Raw genomic sequence first — 22,898 nt, 5'->3', positions numbered from 1 at the left:
AGCCGCAAAATCATGGGTAAAAAAAAGCCAGGGCGCAGGCCCTGGCTTTTGATTTCTAGCCTGGAAAATCGTTTAAGTTATAGTGACTTATACGATTTTCTTCATGTCAGCCATGTGCTTACGCAGCTCGGCACCTACTGCTTCAACAGGGTGAGAGCGCAGTGCAGCGTTAACTTCGATCAGGCGAGCGTTGTCTACGCCGTTGTCTGCCAGATCCAGACCTTTACCGATAACATCAGTGTCGATCTTCTTCATGAAGTCAGCCAGCAGTGGCAGGCAAGCGTGGTTGTACAGGTAGCAACCGTACTCTGCAGTATCAGAAATCGTTGCATTCATTTCGTACAGTTTCTTACGCGCGATGGTGTTAGCAATCAGCGGAGTTTCGTGCAGAGACTCGTAGTAAGCTGATTCAGCAATGATGCCTGCAGCCGTCATAGTTTCAAATGCCAGCTCAACACCTGCTTTAACCATAGCCACCATCAGGATGCCGTTGTCGAAGAACTCCTGTTCTGAAATCTCTACGTCGCCTGCCGGAGTCTTCTCGAAGTTAGTCTCAGCAGTTTCTGCACGCCAGCCCAGCAGGTTCTTGTCATCGTTCGCCCAGTCTTCCATCATCACGCGAGAGAAAGTACCGTCGATGATGTCATCCTGGTGCTTGTTGTACAGTGGGCGCATGATCACTTTCAGCTCTTCAGACAGATCAAATGCTTTGATCTTAGCCGGGTTAGAAAGACGATCCAGCATGTTAGTTACGCCGCCGTATTTCAGTGCTTCAGTGATGGTTTCCCAACCGTACTGAATCAGTTTAGAGGCGTAACCTGCATCGATACCTTTCTCAACCATCTTGTCGAAGCACAGGATGGAACCGGTCTGCAGCATGCCGCACAGAATAGTCTGCTCACCCATCAGGTCAGATTTAACTTCCGCGATGAAAGAAGACATCAGAACGCCTGCTTTGTGACCGCCGGTACCTACAGCGTAAGCTTTAGCCAGTGCCAGACCTTCGCCTTTAGGATCGTTGTCTTCGTGAACGGCGATCAGTGTTGGTACACCAAAACCACGCACGTATTCAGCGCGTACTTCAGAACCAGGGCACTTAGGGGCAACCATGATAACGGTGATGTCGTCACGGATCTGCATACCTTCTTCAACAATGTTGAAACCGTGGGAGTAAGACAGGCAAGAACCTTCTTTCATCAGCGGCATAACTGCATTAACAACAGAAGTGTGCTGCTTGTCAGGAGTCAGGTTAAGGACAACGTCAGCAGTAGGGATTAGCTCTTCGTAAGTACCTACAGTAAAGCCGTTCTCAGTCGCGTTTTTCCAGGACTGGCGCTTTTCAGCGATTGCAGCTTCACGCAGAGCGTAAGAAACGTCCAGACCACTGTCACGCAGGTTCAGACCCTGGTTCAGACCCTGTGCACCACAGCCGATAACGACCATTTTTTTGCCTTTCAGAGCTTCAACGCCATCGCTGAATTCATCCATAGACATAAAACGACATTTAGCCAGCTGCTCCAGCTGCTCACGCAGTGGCAGTGTGTTGAAATAGTTGTTAGACATTTCTTTTATTCCGTAATTAATAGCCGGAAAACCGACATCAGTTTGTTATGCGCTCCACTCTAATGGATCGTGAGTGTCGCGTAAAATGATATATATGGATTGCTCTATTGCGTTTTACGCAATGCGGAAACCCAAAGTGAACTAATGATAGCGTGTCTGTTTTGAGTATCCAGAAAAAAACCATGATCCGGTTAAAAATCTGATGTTGATCAGGATTCATTAATTAACTGATTGAAAAGTGTACAAAAATACAAAGTCACACTTTATTTCGCAGTTGCGTTAAATAGTGCTTGCCAACAGCAGACCAGCTCTATACTATGCGCACCACGTTGATGCGGGGCAGCTAGCTCTGAGCAATGTAGAAATGTTGATGCGGGGTGGAGCAGCTTGGTAGCTCGTCGGGCTCATAACCCGAAGGTCGTTGGTTCAAATCCAGCCCCCGCTACCAGATTCAAAATAAAAAAGGTCATCCGCAAGGATGGCCTTTTTTATTTTCAGAACCTCGTAAACGAGTTCTGGTTTTGTTCCTTTGATACCCTTGGTTCAGCGATTGCGCAGCAATCACCATCGAGCGCGTCAGCGCGAAGCCCGAAGGGTGGTTACAGCAAGAAGCTGTAACCAATCAATCCAGCCCCCATGCCAACCTACCTGCCTTTATATCGTTTCTGGTGCAATACGCTTCGCTATTGCACCCTACGGTGTATTCGTTGGTCGCGTTGCTTGTCTATGTGTAGGTTGGGTTAGCGGAGTGTAAGCCCAAAAAAAAGAGATGGTATGTAATGCGTGATGCCAGATTGGTGCAATACGCTTCGCTATTGCACCTACGGCGTACTCGTTGGTTGGGTTAGCGGAGCGTAACCCAAAAAAAGAGATGGTATGTAATGCGCGATGCCAGGTTGGTGCAATATGCTTTGCCATTACACCCTACGGGGTAAGGGGTCGTCTTGTCTGATTTCCGGGGCCAGAAACAACTTGCCCCCTGAGTCGGGGGCAAGTGTCGTGCTGATTAACCCTGAGTCGTGGGTGACCCCGGTTCTTCAACGGTGTCATCAATCTCCATCTCTTCGGAGTTCTCCATATTCTGCTCTCGTTTCGAGGTCAGGTAGAGCCAGATGAACCCGATGATTCCGGCCGTGAAGGATGCGAACAGGATACCTGTTTTCGCCATCAGCAGGTCGGCAGGGTAATTGGCAAAGCCCAGTTCGGCGATAAAGATCGACATGGTAAAGCCAATCCCACCCATAAATGCCACACCGATGATATGTCTCATATTGAGGTCAGCAGGTAACGTGCAAAGACCTGATTTCACCGCAATCCAGGTAAAGCCGGCAATACCAATCAGCTTGCCGATTACCAGACCCGCGCCTATTCCCATGGCAACCGGGTGCAGCACAATGCCAGCAATGTTCGAGAAATCGATTGCGACACCGGCATTCGCGATCGCAAAGATCGGGATGACGATGTACGCGGAAGAAAGGTGTAGCCTGCTCTCGAGCACCTGTGCCGGCGCCTGTACCAGATAAGCACCTTTACTCAGCGACCGAACCTGCGACCGCAGGGAATCATTGATGACGATGTTCTCATCATTTTTATACGCTGCCTTGATACGATCCACGCTTTCGCCAATCAGGTTGAGGAACAGCTTGGGGTCGTATTTGGGTTTCATTGGCACGATAAAGGCGAGAATGACCCCGGCCAGCGTAGCATGAACCCCACTCTTGAGCATGGCAATCCAGAGGAATATACCGATGATCAGGTAGGGCAATAAGCGTCGAACACCACCCAGATTGAGGCAGACGAGCAGGAATGTGAACACACCGACAAGGCTCAGCGCTATCATGTTGATGGATTCGGTATAGAACAGGGCGATTACTACTACAGCGCCAAGGTCATCCACAATGGCCACTGCGATCAGGAACATCAGCAGGCTTTTAGGCACGCGGTTACCAAGCAACGCCAGTGCACCCAGCGCGAAGGCAATGTCTGTTGCCATAGGAATACCCCAGCCGTGCGCGGTATGGCCGGTCGGGTTAGTGATCAGGTAGATAACGGCAGGCACCATCATGCCGCCAAGCGCGGCAATGATTGGCAGCATCGCTTGCTTCGGGTTGGCCAGCTCGCCCACCAGAAGCTCACGTTTAAGTTCAAGACCTACCACTAGAAAGAAGATGGCCATCAGGCCGTCGTTAACCCAGTGGTGGATTGTTTTGGAAAGATTGACGTTTTCCAGACCAATGGTCAGGTACTGTTGAAAAATATGGTGGTAAGCCTCCGCAAACGGACCGTTTGCGATGACCAGAGCAATCAGTGCGCAGAGCATCAGCAATATACCACTGGTGGTCTGACGATGAATAAACTCTTCGAGTGGAGTCAGCACACGATCAAAGGCTTTCTCCCAGGGAGCAACATGCTCTTTCCCTGCAAATCGTTTAAGCCGTTTTCCTTTAGCACGCTTCATATAATGACCCTTTGGTAATTAACTGGGCTTGTAGATCGTTCCAATTCTACAGATAACGGCCAAAGGATCAAAAAAACTACCTCTTTGGATATATCTGTCTGCGACCCCTTTTGTATGGATAAATGACAGGGGTCAGATTTATGCGCTTTTTGCAGATGAGATTTTTTTACAGGATACAGATTGCCAGGGTTCAGAGACCGATACACTGCACGCCCTGTGCAAAATCCCTTTCGTGCCTTAGGGTCTGCTTTGTACTGCAGAAAAAAAAATGCAGAAAGGCAAGAGGAGGGCTGGTTTGTGTCAGAGGCGAACCTCTTCCAGATACGGGCTGCTGGAATCTGGCGATCAGGAACCTTCTTTTTGGGTGTGTCCGTAGTAACGGGGTAGAGCCTTATGCACCCAAAGTTCTGGAAACTGATAACAGGAAAAGGCATTCTGAGCTAACTGTGCACATTAAAATCTGAGGGAAGCAGAGTGCAAGGGAATCTGGAATTCAGGGACTACATACATAAGCGGCCTGATCCTGTAGGCATCGACGTTCTATGTAAGCTTCAGCATTTTTCAATCATAACCTATGCAGTCGATCCAGACAGGTTCCGGGGCTTATTCCCAGATCGGTTTGCGCTTGATCTGGTGGAGATTAATGGTCAGCCGCGGGCTATGATTTCAGTGGTTCCTTTTATTGATGTTGATTTCACGTCAGCGGTATATCCCTTCCCTAAATTCAGAATGGGGCAAACGAATTATCGTATTTATATCGTTGATACAGTAACCGGTGAGAAATGCGTATGGTTCATCGGAACAACACTCGATTCATGGACTATCGTTGTTCCAAGGTATCTTTGGAATCTCCCCTGGTATCCCGGAAAAGTGCACTTCGACTGTGAAAATGATTCGAGCGGGCTGTACACCAGATATAAAATGAAAACCGAATCGAACTGGGCGCAGGCCAGTGTTCAGCTCGTTCAGGATGAAGGTGCCCAATTGAAGCTCCCCGGCTTCCCGAATGCAGAAACAGGTCTGGTATTTTTAACTCATCCACTGGCCGGATTCTATCATCGTAGAGATGGTAAGCTTGGAACTTACCGGGTATGGCACGATAGGCTAAACGTTAAGGCAGGGCGGTTATTAAATGCGGAATTTTCTCTATTAGACCGCATGGGGCTCGTTTCTATTGCTGAGCAACAGACGCCTCATAGTGTTTTGATAGAACCAGTAAATGAATTTACGATTTATTTACCACCCCAAATCGTAAACTGACGATTTAACAGGTTGCTCGATCTGACACTTCGTGGTGCCAATCAGCAAAGCCTTCCGATCACTAAATGTCGTATTTTGTCTTTTCATAATCTGAAGAGTAGGCTTCGGTTGCGCGTTCTGCTTTTGTTATTCCTTTATCCTCGCTTACACTCAGTTCACCGGCTTCTTACTTAATATTTGTGTGCATCAGGTTGGCTATACCTGACACCGATCGCGTCTAGGAGATGAAGGTATGTTTGAGAATTTTACCGACGACAGGGTGCAGCTATCTTCTGGTATTACCTTGCGGGTACGGACTGCGGGTCAGGGGCCGGTGGTGTTGCTGCTTCACGGTTACCCCCAGACGCATGTCTGTTGGCACAAAGTAGCGCCGGTGCTGGTTGATGCCGGTTTTCATGTGGTGTTAAGTGATCTGCGCGGATACGGCGATTCGGACAAACCGGAAACCGATGAAGATCATCTGCCTTATTCAAAACGTGAGCTTGCAGCAGATCAGGCAGCCTTGATGAAGCAGTTGGGCCATGACAGCTACTTTGTTGCCGGGCATGACCGGGGTGGACGTGTCGCGCATCGATTAGCGCGGGACTATCCTGATGCAGTGAAAGCAGTTTCTTTTCTCGATATTGTGCCGACGGAGCATATGTATGCCCAAACGGAACGTACCTTTGCCACAGGCTATTATCACTGGTTCTTCCTGATTCAGCCTTCGCCGTTACCCGAGCGTCTGATCGGTGGCGACGCTGAGTATTTTCTGACGGCGAAGCTCAGTGCCTGGAGTAAAGGTAATGATGCGGCGTTTGCGCCGGAAGCGGTCAGGGAATATGTCCGTTGCTTCAGCCCGGAGGCGATCCATTCAACCTGTGAAGACTATCGCGCCGCAGCGACTATCGATCTGGACCATGATCAGCAAGATGCCGGTGTTCAGCTTACGATGCCTGTGCAGGCATTGTGGGGTGCCAAAGGGCTGGTGGCTATGCTGTATGATGTGGTGGATGTCTGGGGCCGTTATGCGGAACAGGTCGAAGGTGAGGCGCTCGATTGTGGTCACTTTTTGCCTGAAGAAGCGCCCGAAGAAACGGCTGGCTGGCTGATCAGCTTTTTTAAAGCGCAGGCTGCAGAATAAATCTGCACTGTGTCATGATTACATAAGTGATGGCTGAAACAGATCCATAGCAGTGTCAGTATAACTCTCTACATACAACCCTCAACAACAGCCCATATTCAGGAAAACGAAGTGATCTGCTGGCCCGCAATTATTCAATTCAGAGGTGAAAATGAGCTGCAGTTAGTTGAGTCTGAGTCGGCATGGCAAACTGATGCGGATCTTAACGGCTGCTGTTATGACGAGGATGACCGGTTAATTGACTCATCGGGTGCTGTGTATGCGCTCGATGAAGGTTCCGCAGGGGCTGTAATACGAAGAGTTGCCGGTCAGTATGTTGAGAAAGATGAAATCAACCAACTGATTCAGGCGCACTTTTCATCTGTCGGGGCGTGCTGCGCTGCCAAATTTGCGGTGAGCAGTGTTGCGCAGGCGATACAGATCGTCAGATCGTCGGGGGATGACCCGCGCTGACGCGGGCGTAAAAAAGCCCGCACGGTATAAACCGGCGGGCTTTACGACTGTGTGTTTCAGCCAGTCAGCGAATTATTTCTGCTCAAGCATAAAGAAATCAAAGAACTCAGACAGTTCCTGATGTGCCGTCAGTGGCAGAATATTAGCGATGTGCTGGTCAGGCCGGACAATCACCATGCAACCGGATGTGCGGTCAATGCCGCGCAGGTCGTAGATGTCGTTGCCTTCTTCGGCATGGAACACCTTCTCATAATCACGCAGGCCGTATTTGCCTTTGGCCGGCCACAGGTAATCATGCAGATCGTGCATCGACAGATTCTGTTGCTGGAAGATCGCGTAGGTATCAATCACTGAATCAATATCAGCACCTTCTGGTGTGTATCGGTTCACCGGCGAAGTGGCATCATTTGCCAGGAAGTCGATGAGTTGATACGCCGCAGATGAACTGTCCGTCGGATTCTGCTTGTCACCAAACAGGAAGATACGCCAGCGACCGTCTGCTTTTACAAGGTGGCCAAGATGCTGGCTGCGACCATCGGCAACACGGGTTGCTTCAGCAGAGTGGAATCGCTGGCCAATGTGGTAGCCGGGGGCCAGATGCTGATTTTCCTGACCGGTACAGATGTAAGACGGGAAGTACTCGATAGAGGTACCCGCTACAAAACCGCTCTGGCGTTTCATAAAGGCTTCGATCTTGGCGGTATCCACTTTGGCCTGCTCAGATTCATCGCCGGCAGTCGGGCGGGTTGCGACCAGTTTAGACAGTTCGCGGTCAGCATCGATTAACTGTTGTGCTACTTTACGGCGCTCGGTGCCGTAAGTGCTGAGCAGTTTAGGGTGGCTTTTGCCCTGCAGTACGGAAGCCAGCTTCCAGCCCAGATTGAATGTGTCCGGGAGTGAAGTATTGAGACCCCAGCCGCCTTTAGGGCTATGGGTGTGGCAGGCGTCACCGGCCACAAATCCGCGGGGAATAACATCTTCAGAACTGTCGACCGGGCGATTATCAAAGCGTTCAGCAATACGCTGACCCACTTCATAGATTGACCACCAGGCCACCTCTTTTACATCCAGTGTGTAAGGGGTGAAGATCTTCTGGGCTTTAGCAATGATATCTTTTTCAGTCAGTTTAACATCGGCAGCACGTTTGTCCTTGCCGAGGAGATCCAGTTCCACATAGAAGCGGCAAAGGTAGCCACCCTCACGTGGAATGGTCATGACCGCACCATGATCTTTGGACTGGATGAAGCTCTTAACGCGGATATCCGGGAAATCGGTGTTCAGGAGTATATCCATCACGCCCCAGGCTTTGTTGGCGGAATCGCCCTGCAGGGGTATATCCATGCTTTTACGCACTTTACTTCTGGCACCATCGCAACCTACGACATAACGGGCTTTAACGGTTTCAGTTTTTCCGGCACCGGCCTCGTCGGTTCGCTTGAACGTCGCTGTGATCGGGTAGGCGTCGAGATCCTGTGTCAGGCTGTCGTCGATGTTCATCTCAACCAGTTCACGGCTGTAATGCGGGCTAAGGTGGGTAATGGATCGCTCCATTCCATCGACCAGCAGTTCATGCAGTCGCGCCTGGTTAACAATGCCGTGGGTAAACTCCGAGAGTCCGGCCCGGGCGTCAGGAATCTTGTGCGTCAGTTTGATGTTCTGAGGATTAGCCGCGTCAGGCTCCCAGAATGTGTTTTGCTTAAGCTGGTAGGTTTCTTTCACTACCATCTCACTGCTGTTGAACGCTTCCATGATCTCCATGGTGCGACAGGAGATACCATCGGCGCGACCAAACAGCAGAGGGCCGGGCGCCATATCAACGATGCAGGTTTTAATATCAGAAAACTCAGACAACTGACGTGCCATGGTCAGACCGGCAGGGCCAGTACCGATGATCAGCACATCCACTTCAGCGGGCAGGTCAACAACCGGTGGGTTGGGGTAAGGCTTTCTGGCCTCATCGGGAACCTGATAGTTGCCGGGTTTAAACCCATTCAAATGATATTGCATTCCGCGATCCTCTTGGCTTGTGGTCCTGCTGTTAATGTGTCTTATAGTAGTTAACATGTTAATGATATTTCAGAGGGGCCCCCAATGCAAGATTATGTGATGAGGGTCTTTGTAAAGATGAGATTTCAGACACATAGCCAGCCCTCGACCTGCTATTTCAATGATTGACAGTATAGCCGCCAGACAGCGCCGCAGCGGTTGTAGTGTCTGGATTTCATCGATCTTTCGGGTTAACCGATTGCTGCTTAAACGAATGTAAAAGCATGCACTGAGTAGCCCGACAAATGTGAAGAGATGGCTGAGCAGGGCTTGATCAGGGCTTGTGAAAACCCGTGCAACACTGAGTTGAGAAGGGCGGCGCCGACTGTTCGTGAAAGTACATACTGTTAAAAAAGTACCATTCTTTGATGGATGCGTATCTTCAGAGCAAAGCAACGCTGGGCCACCATAGGGGATAACAAACGCAGGGCGCTGGTGCTCCGTAATACAAGCAGGAACCACTATGAAAACTATAAAAACTCAGGTTGCAATCATTGGTGCAGGCCCGTCTGGCCTGCTTCTGGGACAGTTGCTGGCAAAGCAGGGGATCGACAATATTATCCTTGAGCGTGTGACCGGGGACTATGTGCTCGGGCGTATCCGTGCGGGAATCCTTGAGCAGGGTTTTGCTGATCTGGTACGGGAAGCAGGTGTGGCTGAACGTATGGATGCTGAAGGAGAAGTGCATGATGGATTCGATATTGCTTCAGAGGGCAAACGGGTACGTATTGACCTGAAAGGGCTGACCGGTGGTAAAACGGTGGTTTGCTATGGTCAGGTCGAGATCACGCAGGACCTGATGCTGGCGCGTGAGGCGGCCGGACTGCAAACCTTCTATGAAGCAAACGATGTGCAGCCTCAGGATGTTAAAACCGACGCCCCGAGCCTGACGTTTGAGTATCAGGGTGAGTCATATCGACTGGAGTGCGATTACATCGCCGGCTGTGACGGATTCCACGGTGTATCGCGTCAGACCATTCCAGAAGAGGTACGGACTGAGTATGAGCGTGTTTATCCGTTTGGCTGGCTGGGGTTGTTGAGTGACACGCCACCGGCCCATTCTGAGCTGATCTACTGTAAACACGAGCGGGGATTTGCACTGGCCAGTATGCGTTCTGAAACCCGGTCCCGCTACTACCTGCAGGTGCCATTGGCTGATAAAGTCGAAGACTGGTCAGACGACGCATTCTGGGCTGAGCTGAAAAAGCGGTTACCGCAGGATATTGCAGAGAATCTGGTCACCGGACCAAGCCTTGAAAAAAGTATTGCTCCGCTGCGCTCGTTCGTGTGTGAACCCATGCAGTATGGTCGCCTGTTTCTGGTGGGGGATGCGGCGCATATTGTGCCACCTACCGGCGCCAAAGGACTTAATCTGGCCGCCTCCGATGTGGCAACCCTGTATAAGATTATGACCCGGGTTTACCAGCAGAATGATCCGGATTGCATCAGCCAGTATTCCGATATTGCCTTGCGCCGGGTCTGGAATGGTGAGCGCTTCTCGTGGTGGATGAGTAACATGCTGCATAACTTCGGTCAGATGGAAACCGGTGACATGGATGCGGCGACATTCAAGCGCTTTATGGATTCTGAACTGGGTTATTTCCTGGGCTCTGAGAATGGACGCAGAGTCATTGCAGAGCAGTATGTAGGCCTGCCTTATGAGGAACTTACGGATTGAGCTGAGTTTTTGAGTTTAATCGATCTGAGACCCATCTCCCGCCCGGTGTACTGTGCAGTGCGCCGGGTTTATCTGTTTACTCCTTCTGATCTCTTCTTTCCTGAATAGCTTCACCCGTAGCCACTTTTCTACGGAATGACCGTTTTGTTCTGGAATTTTACTTCCAAAACTACTATAAATCGTAGTCAGGCTATAAATAATTGTAGTTATTGGGCCGTTGTTTCCGTTGAAGCGCGATCTGAACGGACAGGTCATTTTTGCAGTCAGGGCAGGAGTTATGCATGGAGAGAGCAGAAGGTAAACAGTGGCAACGGGGTTTCAGCATTATCGAGCTGGTTATGGTGATTGCTCTGCTGGGCATACTGTCGGTGGTGGCGTTACCCCGTTTTCTTGATCTGCGCGAGGATACACGCAGCGCAATGTTTGACAGTTTGTCAGGCAGCTTGATCACGGCTGCCAATATGGCTCATGTTAAACAAACGATATCAGGCCTGGGGCCCAATGATCCCATCATGGTGGATGGAAAGATAATCAGCATGGTAAATGGCTACCCCACCGATAATGCTATCGGCTTGTTAGTCAACTTTTCCGGGTTTGATTACATGAGTGGGGCCGGGTGGTTTTTGTGGAGCGAAACACCGCGGACAGACTGCCGGATTGACTATAACTATGCGGGCTGGCCGCATAATCCTGACCTGAGTGAGCCCTATCTGGTGAGGGTAGAAACCGGATGTTAGCCCGGGCTCAGTTCATCCGCCGTTCCAGACCTGCCTGAGCCATAATCCGGGTAGAGATCTCTTCTATCGAGAAGTTGGTGGTATTGATAGAAGGCAGATTGAGCTTTTTAAACAAGCGCTCCACTTCCCGCACTTCGAAGTCACACTGATCCAGTGAAGCGTAACGACTGTTAGGGCGACGTTCATGGCGAATCGCAGCCAACTGGAAGGGATCTATGGTTAGCCCGTAGAGTTTATGCTGATGGGGTTCCAGTGCTTTAGGCAGATTGTTGAACTCCAGATCCTCTTCGGTGAGCGGGTAATTTGCCGCACGAATGCCAAACTGCATCGCCATATACAGGCAGGTGGGTGTTTTACCGCAACGGGATACACCGACCAGAATGATGTCGGCATTATCGTATTGTTTCGTACGGGCACCATCGTCGTTATCAATCGCAAAATTGACCGAATCAATACGGTCTTTGTAGCGATTACGTTCAACAATACCGTGGGATTTACCAACAGAATAGTTGGAGTGTGCACCCAGTTCATGTTCCAGCGGTTTGAGGAAGCTTGAAAACACGTCGATCTGAAACGCATTGGATTGCGCGATGATTTTGCGAATATCCTCATTGACCACCGTATCGAAGATCAACGGGCGAATTCCATCTTTCTGCGCAGTCTGATCGATACGCTGAACTACCTCCCGGGCTTTTTCAAGATCATCCACATAGGGCAGGGTGATCTGCTCAAATTCGATTCCGTCGAACTGCGCCAGCAGGCTGTGCCCGAGTGCTTCTGAGGTGATACCGGTTCCATCGGAGATAAAAAATGCGGTGCGTTTCATCTTACTATTACAAACTGTGCCAAAAATGATCAGCAACTATACCAGATCGGCGTCGGAAAAAGAGGATAAAGTGCCGGATCTTCCTGAACATGGGGCTAAAGGGCGTGATAGATCAGGTTTAGATGAGAATCTCCTGAAATTGCCGCTTTGTGTTAAGGATTTTTCCGTCGAGGTACAGTAAGATTCCGCTATAAAAACGCATGATCAGAACACCAGAGTAGGAGATAAGCCGTTGCAGAACTATGTACTTCGCCTGGATCAGGTAGGTATGAACGATGTAGAGAAGGTGGGTGGTAAGAACGCTTCTCTTGGGGAAATGCTTCAGGAACTGACAGGCGCTAATGTCAAAGTCCCGAACGGATTTGCAACCACTGCTGATGCTTATCGTGACTTCCTTGCCCATGGCGGTCTGGAAGAGAAGATCAACCAGAAACTTTACCAGTTGGATACTAATGATATTCAGGCCCTGAAAGAGGCCGGTCAGACGATCCGGGACTGGGTGATGGAGGCAGACTTTCAGCCTGAGCTGGATGCAGCGATTAACCAATACTGGGAGACGCTGTCTGCCGATAATCCGAATCTGGCGGTCGCGGTACGCTCCTCTGCAACCGCTGAAGATCTGCCGGATGCATCCTTTGCCGGTCAGCAGGAAACCTTCCTCAATGTGCGTGGGCTGGATAACGTAAAACACGCCATTAAAGAGGTGTTTGCCTCTCTGTATAACGACCGCGCCATCTCCTACCGTGTGCATCATGGTTTCGAACACAGCGAAGTGGCACTTTCGGCCGGTATTCAGCGCATGGTTCGTAGTGAGACCGGCGCATCCGGGGTGATGTTTACACTGGATACGGAATCCGGCTTCAATCATGTTGTCTTCATTACCTCTGCGTATGGCCTCGGTGAAACCGTGGTACAGGGGGCCGTGAATCCGGACGAGTTCTACGTTTACAAGCCGACGCTGAAGATGAACGCCCCGGCGATCATCCGTAAAACGCTGGGTTCTAAAGCGATCAAAATGGTGTATTCAGCACCGGGTTCTGAAAACCCGGTCAGCACCGTGGATGTGGCGGCTGAAGAGCGTCATCGCTTCTCGATTAACGATGACGATGTACAGCAGTTGGCGCGGATTGCGCTGGAGATCGAAGCGCACTATGGCCGTCCAATGGATATTGAGTGGGCCAAAGACGGCGATACCGGTGAGCTGTTTGTCGTTCAGGCACGCCCTGAAACGGTGAAGAGCCGGAGCAATCAGGCGGTAATTGAGCGTTACCTGCTGAAAGAGACCAGTGAAGTGCTGGTGGAAGGTCGCTCAATCGGGCATCGGATCGGTTCCGGCCATGTTCGTATCGTCCATGATCTGAGTGAGATGGATACGGTACAGCCGGGTGAGGTTCTGGTCACTGATATGACCGACCCGGACTGGGAGCCGGTGATGAAGCGCGCATCGGCAATCGTAACGAACCGTGGTGGCCGTACCTGTCACGCGGCGATTATTGCCCGTGAGCTGGGTATTCCGGCGATTGTTGGTTGTGGCGATGCGACGGAGCAGTTCGTTAACGGACAGTTGGTGACGGTTTCCTGTGCGGAAGGTGATACGGGACGCGTATACGCGGGTCGTCTTGATTACGAGCATCAGTCCAACAGTGTTGATTCAATGCCGCCATTGCCGTTCGATATTATGATGAACGTCGGCAACCCGGATCGGGCATTTGATTTTCAGGCACTGCCCAATGCCGGCGTAGGTCTGGCCCGGCTGGAATTCATCATCAACCGTATGATTGGCGTGCACCCTAAAGCGTTGTTGAATTTTGACAGTCAGCCACCTGCACTGCAGCAGACTATCACCCGTCGTATCGCCGGCTATGACAGCCCGGTGGATTTCTACGTCGACCGACTGGTTGAGGGGATCGCGACACTGGCTGCGGCTTTCTATCCGAAGAAAGTGATTGTGCGCATGTCGGACTTTAAGTCTAACGAATATGGCCACCTGATCGGTGGTGATATGTATGAGCCAAGCGAAGAAAACCCGATGCTGGGCTTCCGCGGTGCGGCGCGTTATATCTCAGAAAGCTTCCGTGACTGCTTTGAGCTGGAGTGTCGTGCTCTGAAGCGCGTCCGTGATGAGATGATGCTGACCAACGTGGAGGTGATGATCCCGTTCGTTCGTACACCGGGTGAAGCAAAGCAGGTAGTTGATCTGCTGGCCTCAAATGGCCTGAAGCGTGGTGAGAATGGTCTGCGTATCATTATGATGTGTGAGATTCCGTCTAATGCGCTGCTGGCGGATGAGTTCCTGGAACATTTTGATGGCTTCTCTATCGGTTCCAATGACCTGACTCAGCTCACGTTGGGGCTGGATCGTGATTCTGGTGTGATTGCCCACCTGTTTGATGAGCGGAACGAAGCGGTTAAGAAACTGCTTTCCATGGCGATCAGTGCCTGTAAGTCGCAGGGTAAATATATCGGTATCTGTGGTCAGGGCCCGTCAGATCATCCTGATCTGGCCCGCTGGTTAATGGAGCAGGGCATCAGTACCGTATCGCTTAACCCGGATTCAGTACTGGATACCTGGTTCTTCCTGGCCAACAATGGTTCAGAACCCGGCGAAGCGTAAACGCTGCACACCGCTTAGCGCTGGGCTAGTCGAAAGGCAGCTCCAGCGCTAAGCGCCGATACAGCATCGCACGATCCGCAATAATCTCTTCCATTTTATCCCGGGCGCCAGCCAGCAAGCGTACTTGCTCATGGTTGTTGCCGGCCTGTTGCTGTATGCGACCATTCCAGTAAAGGCTGAGTGCGGCAATGGTTTCTCCTTTGAAGCGCACCGGCAGGGCGATGGCGCGTATATCAAATGGTTTGTCGAATCCATACTCCCAGCTCCCTTCGATGCGCTGGTAGACGCCTCTGGACTTTTCCTGTTGCAGCGTATCAGCCCAGTGCTCATGAATTTTATCAAGCTCCGGGCAGGCATTGGTTTCGGCATACAGAGTGCGCCCGGCGGCGGATTCCCGCAGACTCGGCCGGGCACCGATCACCCGGTCAGCCGTTGAGCGCAGGTTAGACAGGCTGAAGTTGCTTTCTATTATGCTGGGCTGTCCCTGACGCAGCATCACGAAGTCGGAGAACAGCCCGGTTGATTGATGCAGGTGTTGCAGTACCGGAGAGAGGTCTTTAACCAGTATATTGATCGGATCAAAGGTCGCCTGATCCATATTCAGCAGAACATAGCGTTTATCCGCGAGTCGGCGATAGACAAGCCCCAGCTCCTGCATATCGTCCAGAATCCGTTTAACGGTTGCCTTTGGGTAACCCGAGAGGATATGCAGGGTTTCCAGGTTCGCGCTGCCCTCACAGGACGTGGCCAGCAGGTCCATCAGGGACCTGGCTTTTGCGATGGATTTAGTGGTCATACTGCATTGCCTGTGAAACCTGCGAATACGTCCTCATACTACTCTGCATATACTGCGGGCCTTATTCGCAGGTCTCCTGTCTGAGCATACAGAGCTTATTTATCGTGACTGTATTTTAATCAGCAATCAATAATTGAATTTAATAAATGGTAACCAAATGTAATGATCTTGCAGGATTTGTAACGCAACCTGCGACAAACGGTTTGGTTCCATAATGTGAAACCAGATTCGATTTACTCCGCGATTCACCCCGACTTAGTATTTTTTACTCCTCTTCAATCATCAATAAAAAGTAAAACAATGAATGATAAAAAAATCATAAGTCTGGTGGCTTTGCTCACCCCCTTCCCGGTGTTCGCAGACAGCTTTGTGGATGATGCGGCCACGAGTGTGCGTTACGCCCAGTATTACTGGAATGAAGATCCGGATGATGGTGTCGGCCCGACCCGTGACGAGTGGGTGCATGCACTGCAGCTCGGATTCCAGTCTGGTTACTATCGCGATCTGCTTGCCCTGAATATTACAGCCGCCATGGCGGGGGATCTGAATATCGGTGCTGACGCGAATAATGTGACTAACCTGAATGCGGATGATTCGATCCAGAACCCTGATGGGATAGGTAAGCTGACCGAAGCCTATCTGAAGCTGAAAGGCTACGAGAAAGGCAGTATCTCATTACACGTAGGGTTGGGTAAAAAAGTCCGTAACCGGATGCAATATAAAGACAACACTACCCGGATACTGCCGACCAGCACGCTGGGGTGGGATATGGATTATCGTTTTGATGGCGGTTCTGTTTACTTCACCCAGATAGACGGTTTCAGCCCGCGTAACGGTTCAACCTTCTCTGAAGACCTGAGAACCTTCAACGGTGATCAGATCGACTATCTGCGTCTGATGGGCGCGAGCTATAACTTCAGCGAAAACACCCGGCTCTGTGTCGAATACGCTGAATCAGATGATTACCTCAAATCTTATCAGTTGGCACTTTCCCATAAGATTGCACTGGGAGATAAAGATGCCCTGAATCTTAAACTCCAGTACGGGCAACAGAAGGACGCAGGTGCGTTGTTTGAATATGCCGGTGCAGGCCCGTTCAGCAGTGAACCGGAACATAGTGCCCGCTTTTATGAGCTGGGTGCGAAATACAGTCACGGCCCTTACTACGTTGGTTTGAGTATGACGGAAGTGAGGGGTGATGATTACGATCGCACTTTCTTCGCTCAGGATTACGGAACCTGGGACAGCAGTGCCAAGAACTTTTACTGGTTTGGTCTTGAAGATGAACGCATGTTCAAAGTCAGTGCCGGTATGAGCTTTGCGGATCTGGGGCTGCCGGCACTGCGTTGGGATGCGCATTATGCCTATTCGACTGAAGCGGCAGGCTTTGATGATTTCGACCGGGATGAGCTGCAGAGTGTATTGCAGTATCGCTTCGGTGGTGCGCTGGAAGGATTACATCTGGCCTGGCTGCATGTGGAACACAATACCGATGGCACACCGGATGGCGTTAAACGCACAGCGGCCAAGTATTCAAATGCAGGTTTGATTACCCACCATGCCGATCGTATCTATCTCAATTACAGCGTTAAATTCTAATCAGGAGTGAGCATATGAGTACTGAAGCAATTTCCCGCCGTTCGTTGCTGAAAAAAGGCGGCAGTCTCGGCGTTCTGGCCGCTTCTGCTAATCTGATCAGTTCGATGGCTCAGGCTAGAGAGCGTGTGGCTGTTAACTCCCCGGAACAGCTTCTGTCATTAACCGCTGATGATCTGTCGAAGGCGATTCGCAGCCGCAGTGTTAGCTGTGTTGAGGTGATGCAGAGCTACCTGGCACAGATTGAACGCTACAATCCGGTCTATAACGCTATCGTCTCATTAAGGGATCAGGAATCGCTGCTGGCAGAGGCCAAAGCGGCGGATAAGGATCTGGATCAGGGGCGGTATCGAGGCTGGATGCACGGTTTTCCCCATGCCGTTAAAGATCTGGCTGCTACCAAAGGGATTAAAACATCGCTGGGCTCACCGATTCTGAAGGACTGGGTGCCCGGGCATGATGCGGTGTTTGTCGAGCGGTTGCGTCAGTCCGGCGCGATCCTGATCGGTAAAACCAATACGCCGGAATTCGGACTGGGTTCTCAGTCCTATAACACAGTATTCGGGGTGACACGCAACGCCTATGATCCGGCGCTTTGTGCTGGTGGCAGCAGTGGAGGTGCAGCGGTGGCGGTTGCCACAGGCATGGTTCCGGTGGCTGATGGCAGTGATATGATGGGTTCTCTGCGTAACCCGGCCGCCTACAACAACATCATTGGCTTCCGTCCTTCTCAGGGAGTTGTTCCTTTTGGGCCGACCAAAGAGGTGTTCTTCCAGCAACTGGGTTATGAGGGGCCGATGGGGCGCACGGTTAAGGATACGGCGATGCTGCTGTCGGTCATGTCCGGTTATGACTCCCGTGTGCCGTTGTCACATAAATCAGATCCCAACCGCTTTATGCATTCACTGGACACTGATACCCAAGGGATGAAAGTCGCCTGGCTGGGGGATTTCAATGGTAATCTGCCGACAGAGCCGGGGGTGATGAGCCTGTGTGAAGGTGCATTGAAGCACTTCTCAACTATGGGTTGCAGTGTTGAACCGGTGACCATGCAGTATTCTGTGGATGAGCTCTGGCAGACCTGGTTAACACTGCGTCACTTCCTGATTGCCGGCATTGCCAGTGGGCTTTACGCCAAAGAGAGTAACCGTGCCCTGATGAAGCCTGAGGCAATCTGGGAGATCGAGGGCGGACTTAAACTCTCTGCGATGGATGTCTATGCTGCATCAAAAGCGCGCACCCAATGGTACCTGGCGCTGGATAAACTGTTTGATCAGTATGATGTGGTCGCACTACCAACGGCGCAGGTATTTCCTTTTGCTGCCGCAACCCATTGGCCAGAAGAGATCAATGGCACCCCGATGGATACTTATCATCGCTGGATGCAGATCGTTACGCCGGGAACTCTGTCAGGTTGTCCGGTGGTTAATGTCCCGGCCGGGTTTGATGCTCAGGGCAGGCCGATGGGTATCCAGTTGATAGGACGCAACAAGGAAGATCTTAAATTGCTGAAGATCGCCCATGCTTATGAAAAAGCTTCACGGCTTACAGAGATTAAACCCTCACTTAAAGCCTGATCGATTGATCAGCTAAGCATCAAAAAGCAGCCGGTTCAGGGCTGCTTTTTTGTATCCGCCGGGCTTATAGCGTCCGCAAAATTATCGCTCCAGATATTCAGCGGAACCTGTAAATAGGTCTGTCCGCTGCATCTGACATCAGCATCATAATAATTCTGATGGTAGTTTTGTTTGTAATAAATTCTTTTAATAATCAAATAGCTATCGGGTTTATTTAAACTGCATACTCGAGTTTTCTGCTCATGTTCTGTTGCGGGCTCAATCGTCAGGCGGCCGCTCCGAAATCGTTTCAGGTACCAGCGCTCAGATGTGTTGATTGTGAAATGCATGGGCTGACCGATGTACTGGCTGAACGGTGCCTGCTGCGATAAGTCCTTATCACCTGCGCCGGAAAGATCAGAGAGCACGACCGGCGAATACGCGGCAATGGAGCATCCGCTCAGAAGCAAGGGCATACCCGCTATAAGGATGATGTTTCTGTAGCGGGCGAGGCGATGCCATAGCAGGCAGCCGACACCGCCAGCCAGACCGGAAAGATGAGCTTCATTGAGCAGTTGCCAGCCTTGGTTTACAAACACCGTATCTCCCTGCATCCATTCAACTAAGGTTTTGCCCAGCAATAAAGCCAGTGGAACAGCGCCAATCAGGCTGTTTTGCGATTGTGCCCAGTGCCAGCCGCTGAGCAGGAACAGGCAATACAGAACGCCTGAAAGGCCACTGTAATACTCGATTGTGGCATAAGGGGAGAGCAAATACAGATTAACGCTGACTAAACCAGCAAGCAGTCCGGGAACCAGCAGGTGGTAAGCGCGGGTTTCAAGGTAATAACAGCAGGCGCTGAAGGCGAGCAGATCCCAGAACAGGTGGTCATAGCTGCTATGTACCAAATGCCCGGTAATAAGGCGCCAAACCTCATACTGGTTGGTGATGGCTGTGTAATCAAAGCTTAAGACTTGCAGCGACATCTCTAAAGGCAGTACCAGAGCGCTCAACAGTACGCAGGCCGCGGTCATCAGGGTGATAAAAGGCCACCGACCGGCGTGACCTTCAGGGCCGCCCGTAAGGGCGGCCCTGGCTTGAATGGGATTTTGCATGGTGATCATCAGCTCCGGCTCAGTTCTGCTTCAGGCGGCGTAGCTGTAGCAGCGCTATGCTGGCGGCGATCAGAAACACTAACCAGGGAGACACGGCACCGGCACCGGAGCCGGAGCGTGAGGGAGATACGCTGGCACGGGGCTGGCTCTGATTGGCCTGTGCTGCATTCTGATCAACAAACATCGGTTGCTGTTTATCAACACGGTGCTGTTCGGCAGTGACAGGCTGAGTGGCACGTGAGCTGCGTGCCTGTTCCTCTTTAGCGATACGCTGCTGATTGCTGCGTTGGATATTCAGCGCTTTAAACACCTCATCCCGCACCACAATCATCGAGGTGTAGTCAGTTACCAGACCGTACTCTACAGCGGTATCGACGATGGCCTGTTCGCTATCCTTATCCACGCCGAGATAGTCCATCTCTGCCTGAAGTTCCTCAATGGCGGCAAACGCCCAGAGTCGCTCCAGTTCGGGATGGGTTTCTGAGGTCTCCGGCAGATTAAATCGGGTTGTGTAGGTTTTCTTCTGGCCATTAACGGTGCCTGTCAGGCGGATTTCAGCCTCACCTGGCTGGTAGTAATGACCCAGCAGCGTCAGTTGCTGGCCGTGGTAAAGGGTATTCGCCAGACGTGGTTTCACCAGATCTTTGCTGCGAACGCCGTCAATTTCAACTTCGATATCGCGCAGGGCTGCATGGCTCATTTTCTGCTGTGCCAGCATCAGTTGACCGACAATATCATCCGCATTGGAGATGGACAGGGCGAAACCGTTTGAGACCCGTGTCATCTCTTCAAGCAGAGGCCGATTAGCACTGTTTCCCATAATGAAGGTAAACAGTCGCAGATCGCGTTTTTCCAAAAGATCAAGGAATCTGCGTTTCTCGGTATTACCGACGTTGGCCACCCCATCTGTTACCAGTACCAGTGCGGTACTGCGGTCTGTGTCCAACTGATCGATGCCGGTTTTCAGGCCCGCATAGAGATTGGTGCCGTTGCCGGGGCGAACCTGATCAAGTTGCTGCAGTATGCTGTTAATCTGACCCGGTTCTGCCGGTATGAACCCCTGGGTGAAACTCTGTGCCCGGTCGTTAAATAGTACGATGCGGAAGCGGTCGTTGGGGCTTAGTTTGCCAAGTCCCTGACGGACTCCTTCAACCAGAGAGGAAAACTTGCCCTGCATCGAGCCGGAGATATCCAGCACAAAGACCCAGTCCCGGCCTGCTGATATCCGGGGCAGGTCGCTGCCCGGTGTCAGGCTGAGTTTGAATGTACCGCGCGGGTTACCCTGTTCTTTGTATGCGAGCATGTCGACTGCAGCAGGCAGGTCGGGGGCATGTCGCCAATACAGCATGATATCCTGATTCAGGTTTGCCACAGGCTGTGCTGTCTGAATCTGGCCTGAGTGCTCTTCGCTGCTCCCTGTCATGCTGGCCTGATTGGTCAGCGTTGCGCTCCAGTCGTGTGGCCCGATCTGTTGCAGGTTGGCGCCGGGGTGCTTTGGCATACGAATGCTGTCCACCGGATAGCTGGTGCGTAGTTTTACGTTAAAGGAAAAGGCTTCTTCAACCGCTTCGTTGCGACTCCAGAAGCTGAGCTTCTGCTCATCGACACCGCCGTCTTCAAGCGGGTACACATAACGGCCGATGCCGGTATCGGTCATTGTGTTTTGCAGATAGACCAGCCTTATCCGTACATCCTGATTCGCTTTCACAGGAAACACGGATATATCGAAAGTTTTATAGCTGTCTTTCTCCACCAGTGCCGCTTCCCGGCCCTGTTGCTTCTCGCTCTCGTATATCTGTCTGGCCTGTTGTTTTTCAATGACCTCGCCGGATACCGGTTGGCCGTCGATCCAGTAGCTGAATTCACCGACAGCCGCTTTGTCGGGTACCGGGAATGAATAGATCGCTTCCAGATCGCTGGGATTAGGGTTATGGAAAACCTGTTCCACCGTAGTGGTGGCATACATATCTTCAATCACGACATCGACATGATGAGATTTGATCTGCAGGTCAGGGTAGTGGGTATTGTGGGGCTTAAGCAGGCCCGCTGATTCTGCCTCGGCAGATAGCAGCAGTGCGCCGGCCAGTGCCATGGCACTGATCAGAGGGGTAGTCTTCAGAATTGCAGACGAGTGTTTCATGGTTGTGTCCTCCAGAGAAAGTGGAGGCAGAGTGCGCCTGTACAGGGTCAAATAATACTTATTAAGAATAAGTTCAGTAAAACTAAGCTCAAGGTTGCAATATGCGATACCTGCTGTCAGCCAAAGAGCGGAATCAGAAGAGGCGCATCCTCTCTTCGTTGTTGGCCCTGAACTTGCTGTTAATTACAGACTTATACAAGGACGACATTGAAGGACGCATGCCATGCAACTAGAGAATAGCCAGACCTATCAGTATCTCTCGGCGGTAGAGCGGAGTCAGAATATCCGGAGCCTGGTGAGCCCGGAAGCGGCTTCAGGGGCAAACATTGGCCGCTCCGACTATGAGAGCGGCAATCAGGTGTCTCTGTCTGAAGATGCAAAGCGGTTGAGTGAGTCTGAGTCTGTTTATACGCTTAAGACCGCTGGTGGTGATCGGGATGTGGATCTGGACAGCTATTTCGAACCGAAAACCAATGCCACAGGCGACCTGTTCGATCTGGACAGTCTGTTGTTGCCCAGCAGTGAAAACCTGTTAGCGTTACAGGATCATCTTTCCGGCATCCTGCCGGGGTTTCTGCAGCGCCATGATATTCCGGAGATGCCGTCTGAGATCCGCTACGATGGTGCCGGCAACCCGGTCTTTCCGGCAGACTATGCCTATGCGGATCAGTTCCGGCAGGCATTGAAAGAGGAGCCGGCCGTGGCGAGGGAGATGAGTACTCTCAATGCACTGTCTTCCCACGTAGCTGCCCTGAAAGCGCTGGAGCCATTCCATGAAGCTTATGAGCAGGCCGGTTCTCAGGCTGAGATTGACGCGGTGCTTGAGCAGTTCAGCCATCTGCTCGGAGAGAATCGCCGCTATCCCGCGGTGGCCCTCAGCTTTACAGATGAGGGCAGGGTGAGCGTCGTCTCAGAAGGTAAGGCGCTGGTGTGATCG

The 22,898-nt window shown here is 51.4% G+C and carries 16 protein-coding genes and 1 tRNA gene; 10 read left to right on the top strand and 7 right to left on the bottom strand.

Annotation, left to right across the window (positions count from 1 at the left end; all coding sequences use genetic code 11):
* Nucleotides 1-87 precede the first annotated feature (87 nt).
* Entirely contained in the window at nucleotides 88-1,563 is a 1,476-nt protein-coding gene (gene ilvC / locus QUD59_RS17875; protein WP_286238631.1) for a ketol-acid reductoisomerase, read from the bottom strand.
* 371 nt (nucleotides 1,564-1,934) lie between these two features.
* On the opposite strand from ilvC, the gene QUD59_RS17870 reads away from it, so the two are divergent.
* A tRNA-Met gene (locus tag QUD59_RS17870) sits at nucleotides 1,935-2,011 on the top strand.
* Between the two features lie 558 nt (nucleotides 2,012-2,569).
* Here the strand turns inward: QUD59_RS17870 and nhaA are convergent.
* On the bottom strand, nucleotides 2,570-4,021 hold the full coding sequence (gene nhaA, locus QUD59_RS17865) for a Na+/H+ antiporter NhaA (RefSeq protein ID WP_286238630.1): 1,452 nt from the start codon (nucleotides 4,019-4,021) through the stop codon (nucleotides 2,570-2,572).
* A gap of 474 nt (nucleotides 4,022-4,495) precedes the next feature.
* On the opposite strand from nhaA, the gene QUD59_RS17860 reads away from it, so the two are divergent.
* From QUD59_RS17860 to QUD59_RS17850, 3 genes are all read left to right on the top strand, one after another.
* Nucleotides 4,496-5,281, top strand: coding sequence for a YqjF family protein (locus QUD59_RS17860; RefSeq protein ID WP_286238629.1), 786 nt, complete (start codon nucleotides 4,496-4,498; stop codon nucleotides 5,279-5,281).
* Nucleotides 5,282-5,513: 232 nt separating this feature from the next.
* Nucleotides 5,514-6,404, top strand: coding sequence for an alpha/beta fold hydrolase (locus QUD59_RS17855; RefSeq protein ID WP_286238628.1), 891 nt, complete (start codon nucleotides 5,514-5,516; stop codon nucleotides 6,402-6,404).
* 111 nt (nucleotides 6,405-6,515) lie between these two features.
* Nucleotides 6,516-6,857 carry a DUF4144 family protein gene (locus QUD59_RS17850; protein WP_286238627.1) on the top strand — a complete coding sequence of 114 codons (342 nt, stop codon included), beginning with the start codon at nucleotides 6,516-6,518 and terminating at the stop codon, nucleotides 6,855-6,857.
* Nucleotides 6,858-6,929: 72 nt separating this feature from the next.
* Here the strand turns inward: QUD59_RS17850 and QUD59_RS17845 are convergent, their stop codons facing one another.
* Nucleotides 6,930-8,864 (bottom strand): FAD-dependent monooxygenase, encoded by a 1,935-nt coding sequence (locus QUD59_RS17845; RefSeq protein WP_286238626.1) that lies wholly within the window; start codon nucleotides 8,862-8,864, stop codon nucleotides 6,930-6,932.
* Between the two features lie 511 nt (nucleotides 8,865-9,375).
* On the opposite strand from QUD59_RS17845, the gene pobA reads away from it, so the two are divergent.
* Together pobA and QUD59_RS17835 are read left to right on the top strand one after the other, a co-directional pair.
* A complete protein-coding gene (gene pobA, locus QUD59_RS17840) occupies nucleotides 9,376-10,581 on the top strand; it encodes a 4-hydroxybenzoate 3-monooxygenase (RefSeq protein ID WP_286241062.1) in 1,206 nt (401 codons plus the stop codon).
* A 281-nt stretch (nucleotides 10,582-10,862) separates the two neighbouring features.
* Nucleotides 10,863-11,318 (top strand): type II secretion system protein, encoded by a 456-nt coding sequence (locus QUD59_RS17835; RefSeq protein WP_286238625.1) that lies wholly within the window; start codon nucleotides 10,863-10,865, stop codon nucleotides 11,316-11,318.
* 7 nt (nucleotides 11,319-11,325) lie between these two features.
* Here the strand turns inward: QUD59_RS17835 and ppsR are convergent, their stop codons facing one another.
* On the bottom strand, nucleotides 11,326-12,144 hold the full coding sequence (gene ppsR, locus QUD59_RS17830; RefSeq protein WP_286238624.1) for a posphoenolpyruvate synthetase regulatory kinase/phosphorylase PpsR: 819 nt from the start codon (nucleotides 12,142-12,144) through the stop codon (nucleotides 11,326-11,328).
* A gap of 232 nt (nucleotides 12,145-12,376) precedes the next feature.
* Here ppsR and ppsA point away from each other — a divergent pair, with 232 nt between their 5' ends.
* On the top strand, nucleotides 12,377-14,758 hold the full coding sequence (gene ppsA, locus QUD59_RS17825; RefSeq protein WP_286238623.1) for a phosphoenolpyruvate synthase: 2,382 nt from the start codon (nucleotides 12,377-12,379) through the stop codon (nucleotides 14,756-14,758).
* 25 nt (nucleotides 14,759-14,783) lie between these two features.
* On the opposite strand, the gene QUD59_RS17820 is transcribed toward ppsA, so the two are convergent.
* Nucleotides 14,784-15,554 carry a helix-turn-helix domain-containing protein gene (locus QUD59_RS17820; protein WP_286238622.1) on the bottom strand — a complete coding sequence of 257 codons (771 nt, stop codon included), beginning with the start codon at nucleotides 15,552-15,554 and terminating at the stop codon, nucleotides 14,784-14,786.
* A gap of 300 nt (nucleotides 15,555-15,854) precedes the next feature.
* Between QUD59_RS17820 and QUD59_RS17815 the strand changes: the two genes are divergently transcribed.
* On the top strand, nucleotides 15,855-17,153 hold the full coding sequence (locus QUD59_RS17815) for an OprD family outer membrane porin (protein ID WP_286238620.1): 1,299 nt from the start codon (nucleotides 15,855-15,857) through the stop codon (nucleotides 17,151-17,153).
* A gap of 14 nt (nucleotides 17,154-17,167) precedes the next feature.
* Complete coding sequence (locus tag QUD59_RS17810; protein ID WP_286238618.1) at nucleotides 17,168-18,727, top strand: amidase; 1,560 nt, start codon at nucleotides 17,168-17,170, stop codon at nucleotides 18,725-18,727.
* 35 nt (nucleotides 18,728-18,762) lie between these two features.
* Here the strand turns inward: QUD59_RS17810 and rrtA are convergent, their stop codons facing one another.
* Complete coding sequence (gene rrtA / locus QUD59_RS17805) at nucleotides 18,763-19,830, bottom strand: rhombosortase (RefSeq protein WP_286238617.1); 1,068 nt, start codon at nucleotides 19,828-19,830, stop codon at nucleotides 18,763-18,765.
* A gap of 10 nt (nucleotides 19,831-19,840) precedes the next feature.
* Nucleotides 19,841-21,961 (bottom strand): VIT and vWA domain-containing protein, encoded by a 2,121-nt coding sequence (locus tag QUD59_RS17800; RefSeq protein WP_286238616.1) that lies wholly within the window; start codon nucleotides 21,959-21,961, stop codon nucleotides 19,841-19,843.
* A gap of 223 nt (nucleotides 21,962-22,184) precedes the next feature.
* On the opposite strand from QUD59_RS17800, the gene QUD59_RS17795 reads away from it, so the two are divergent.
* Nucleotides 22,185-22,895 (top strand): hypothetical protein, encoded by a 711-nt coding sequence (locus QUD59_RS17795; RefSeq protein ID WP_286238615.1) that lies wholly within the window; start codon nucleotides 22,185-22,187, stop codon nucleotides 22,893-22,895.
* The last annotated feature ends 3 nt before the right edge of the window (nucleotides 22,896-22,898 follow it).

It is taken from the genome of Neptuniibacter halophilus (assembly GCF_030295765.1).
Taxonomy (GTDB): domain Bacteria; phylum Pseudomonadota; class Gammaproteobacteria; order Pseudomonadales; family Balneatricaceae; genus Neptuniibacter; species Neptuniibacter halophilus.
This window is presented reverse-complemented; position numbering and strand designations above follow the sequence as displayed.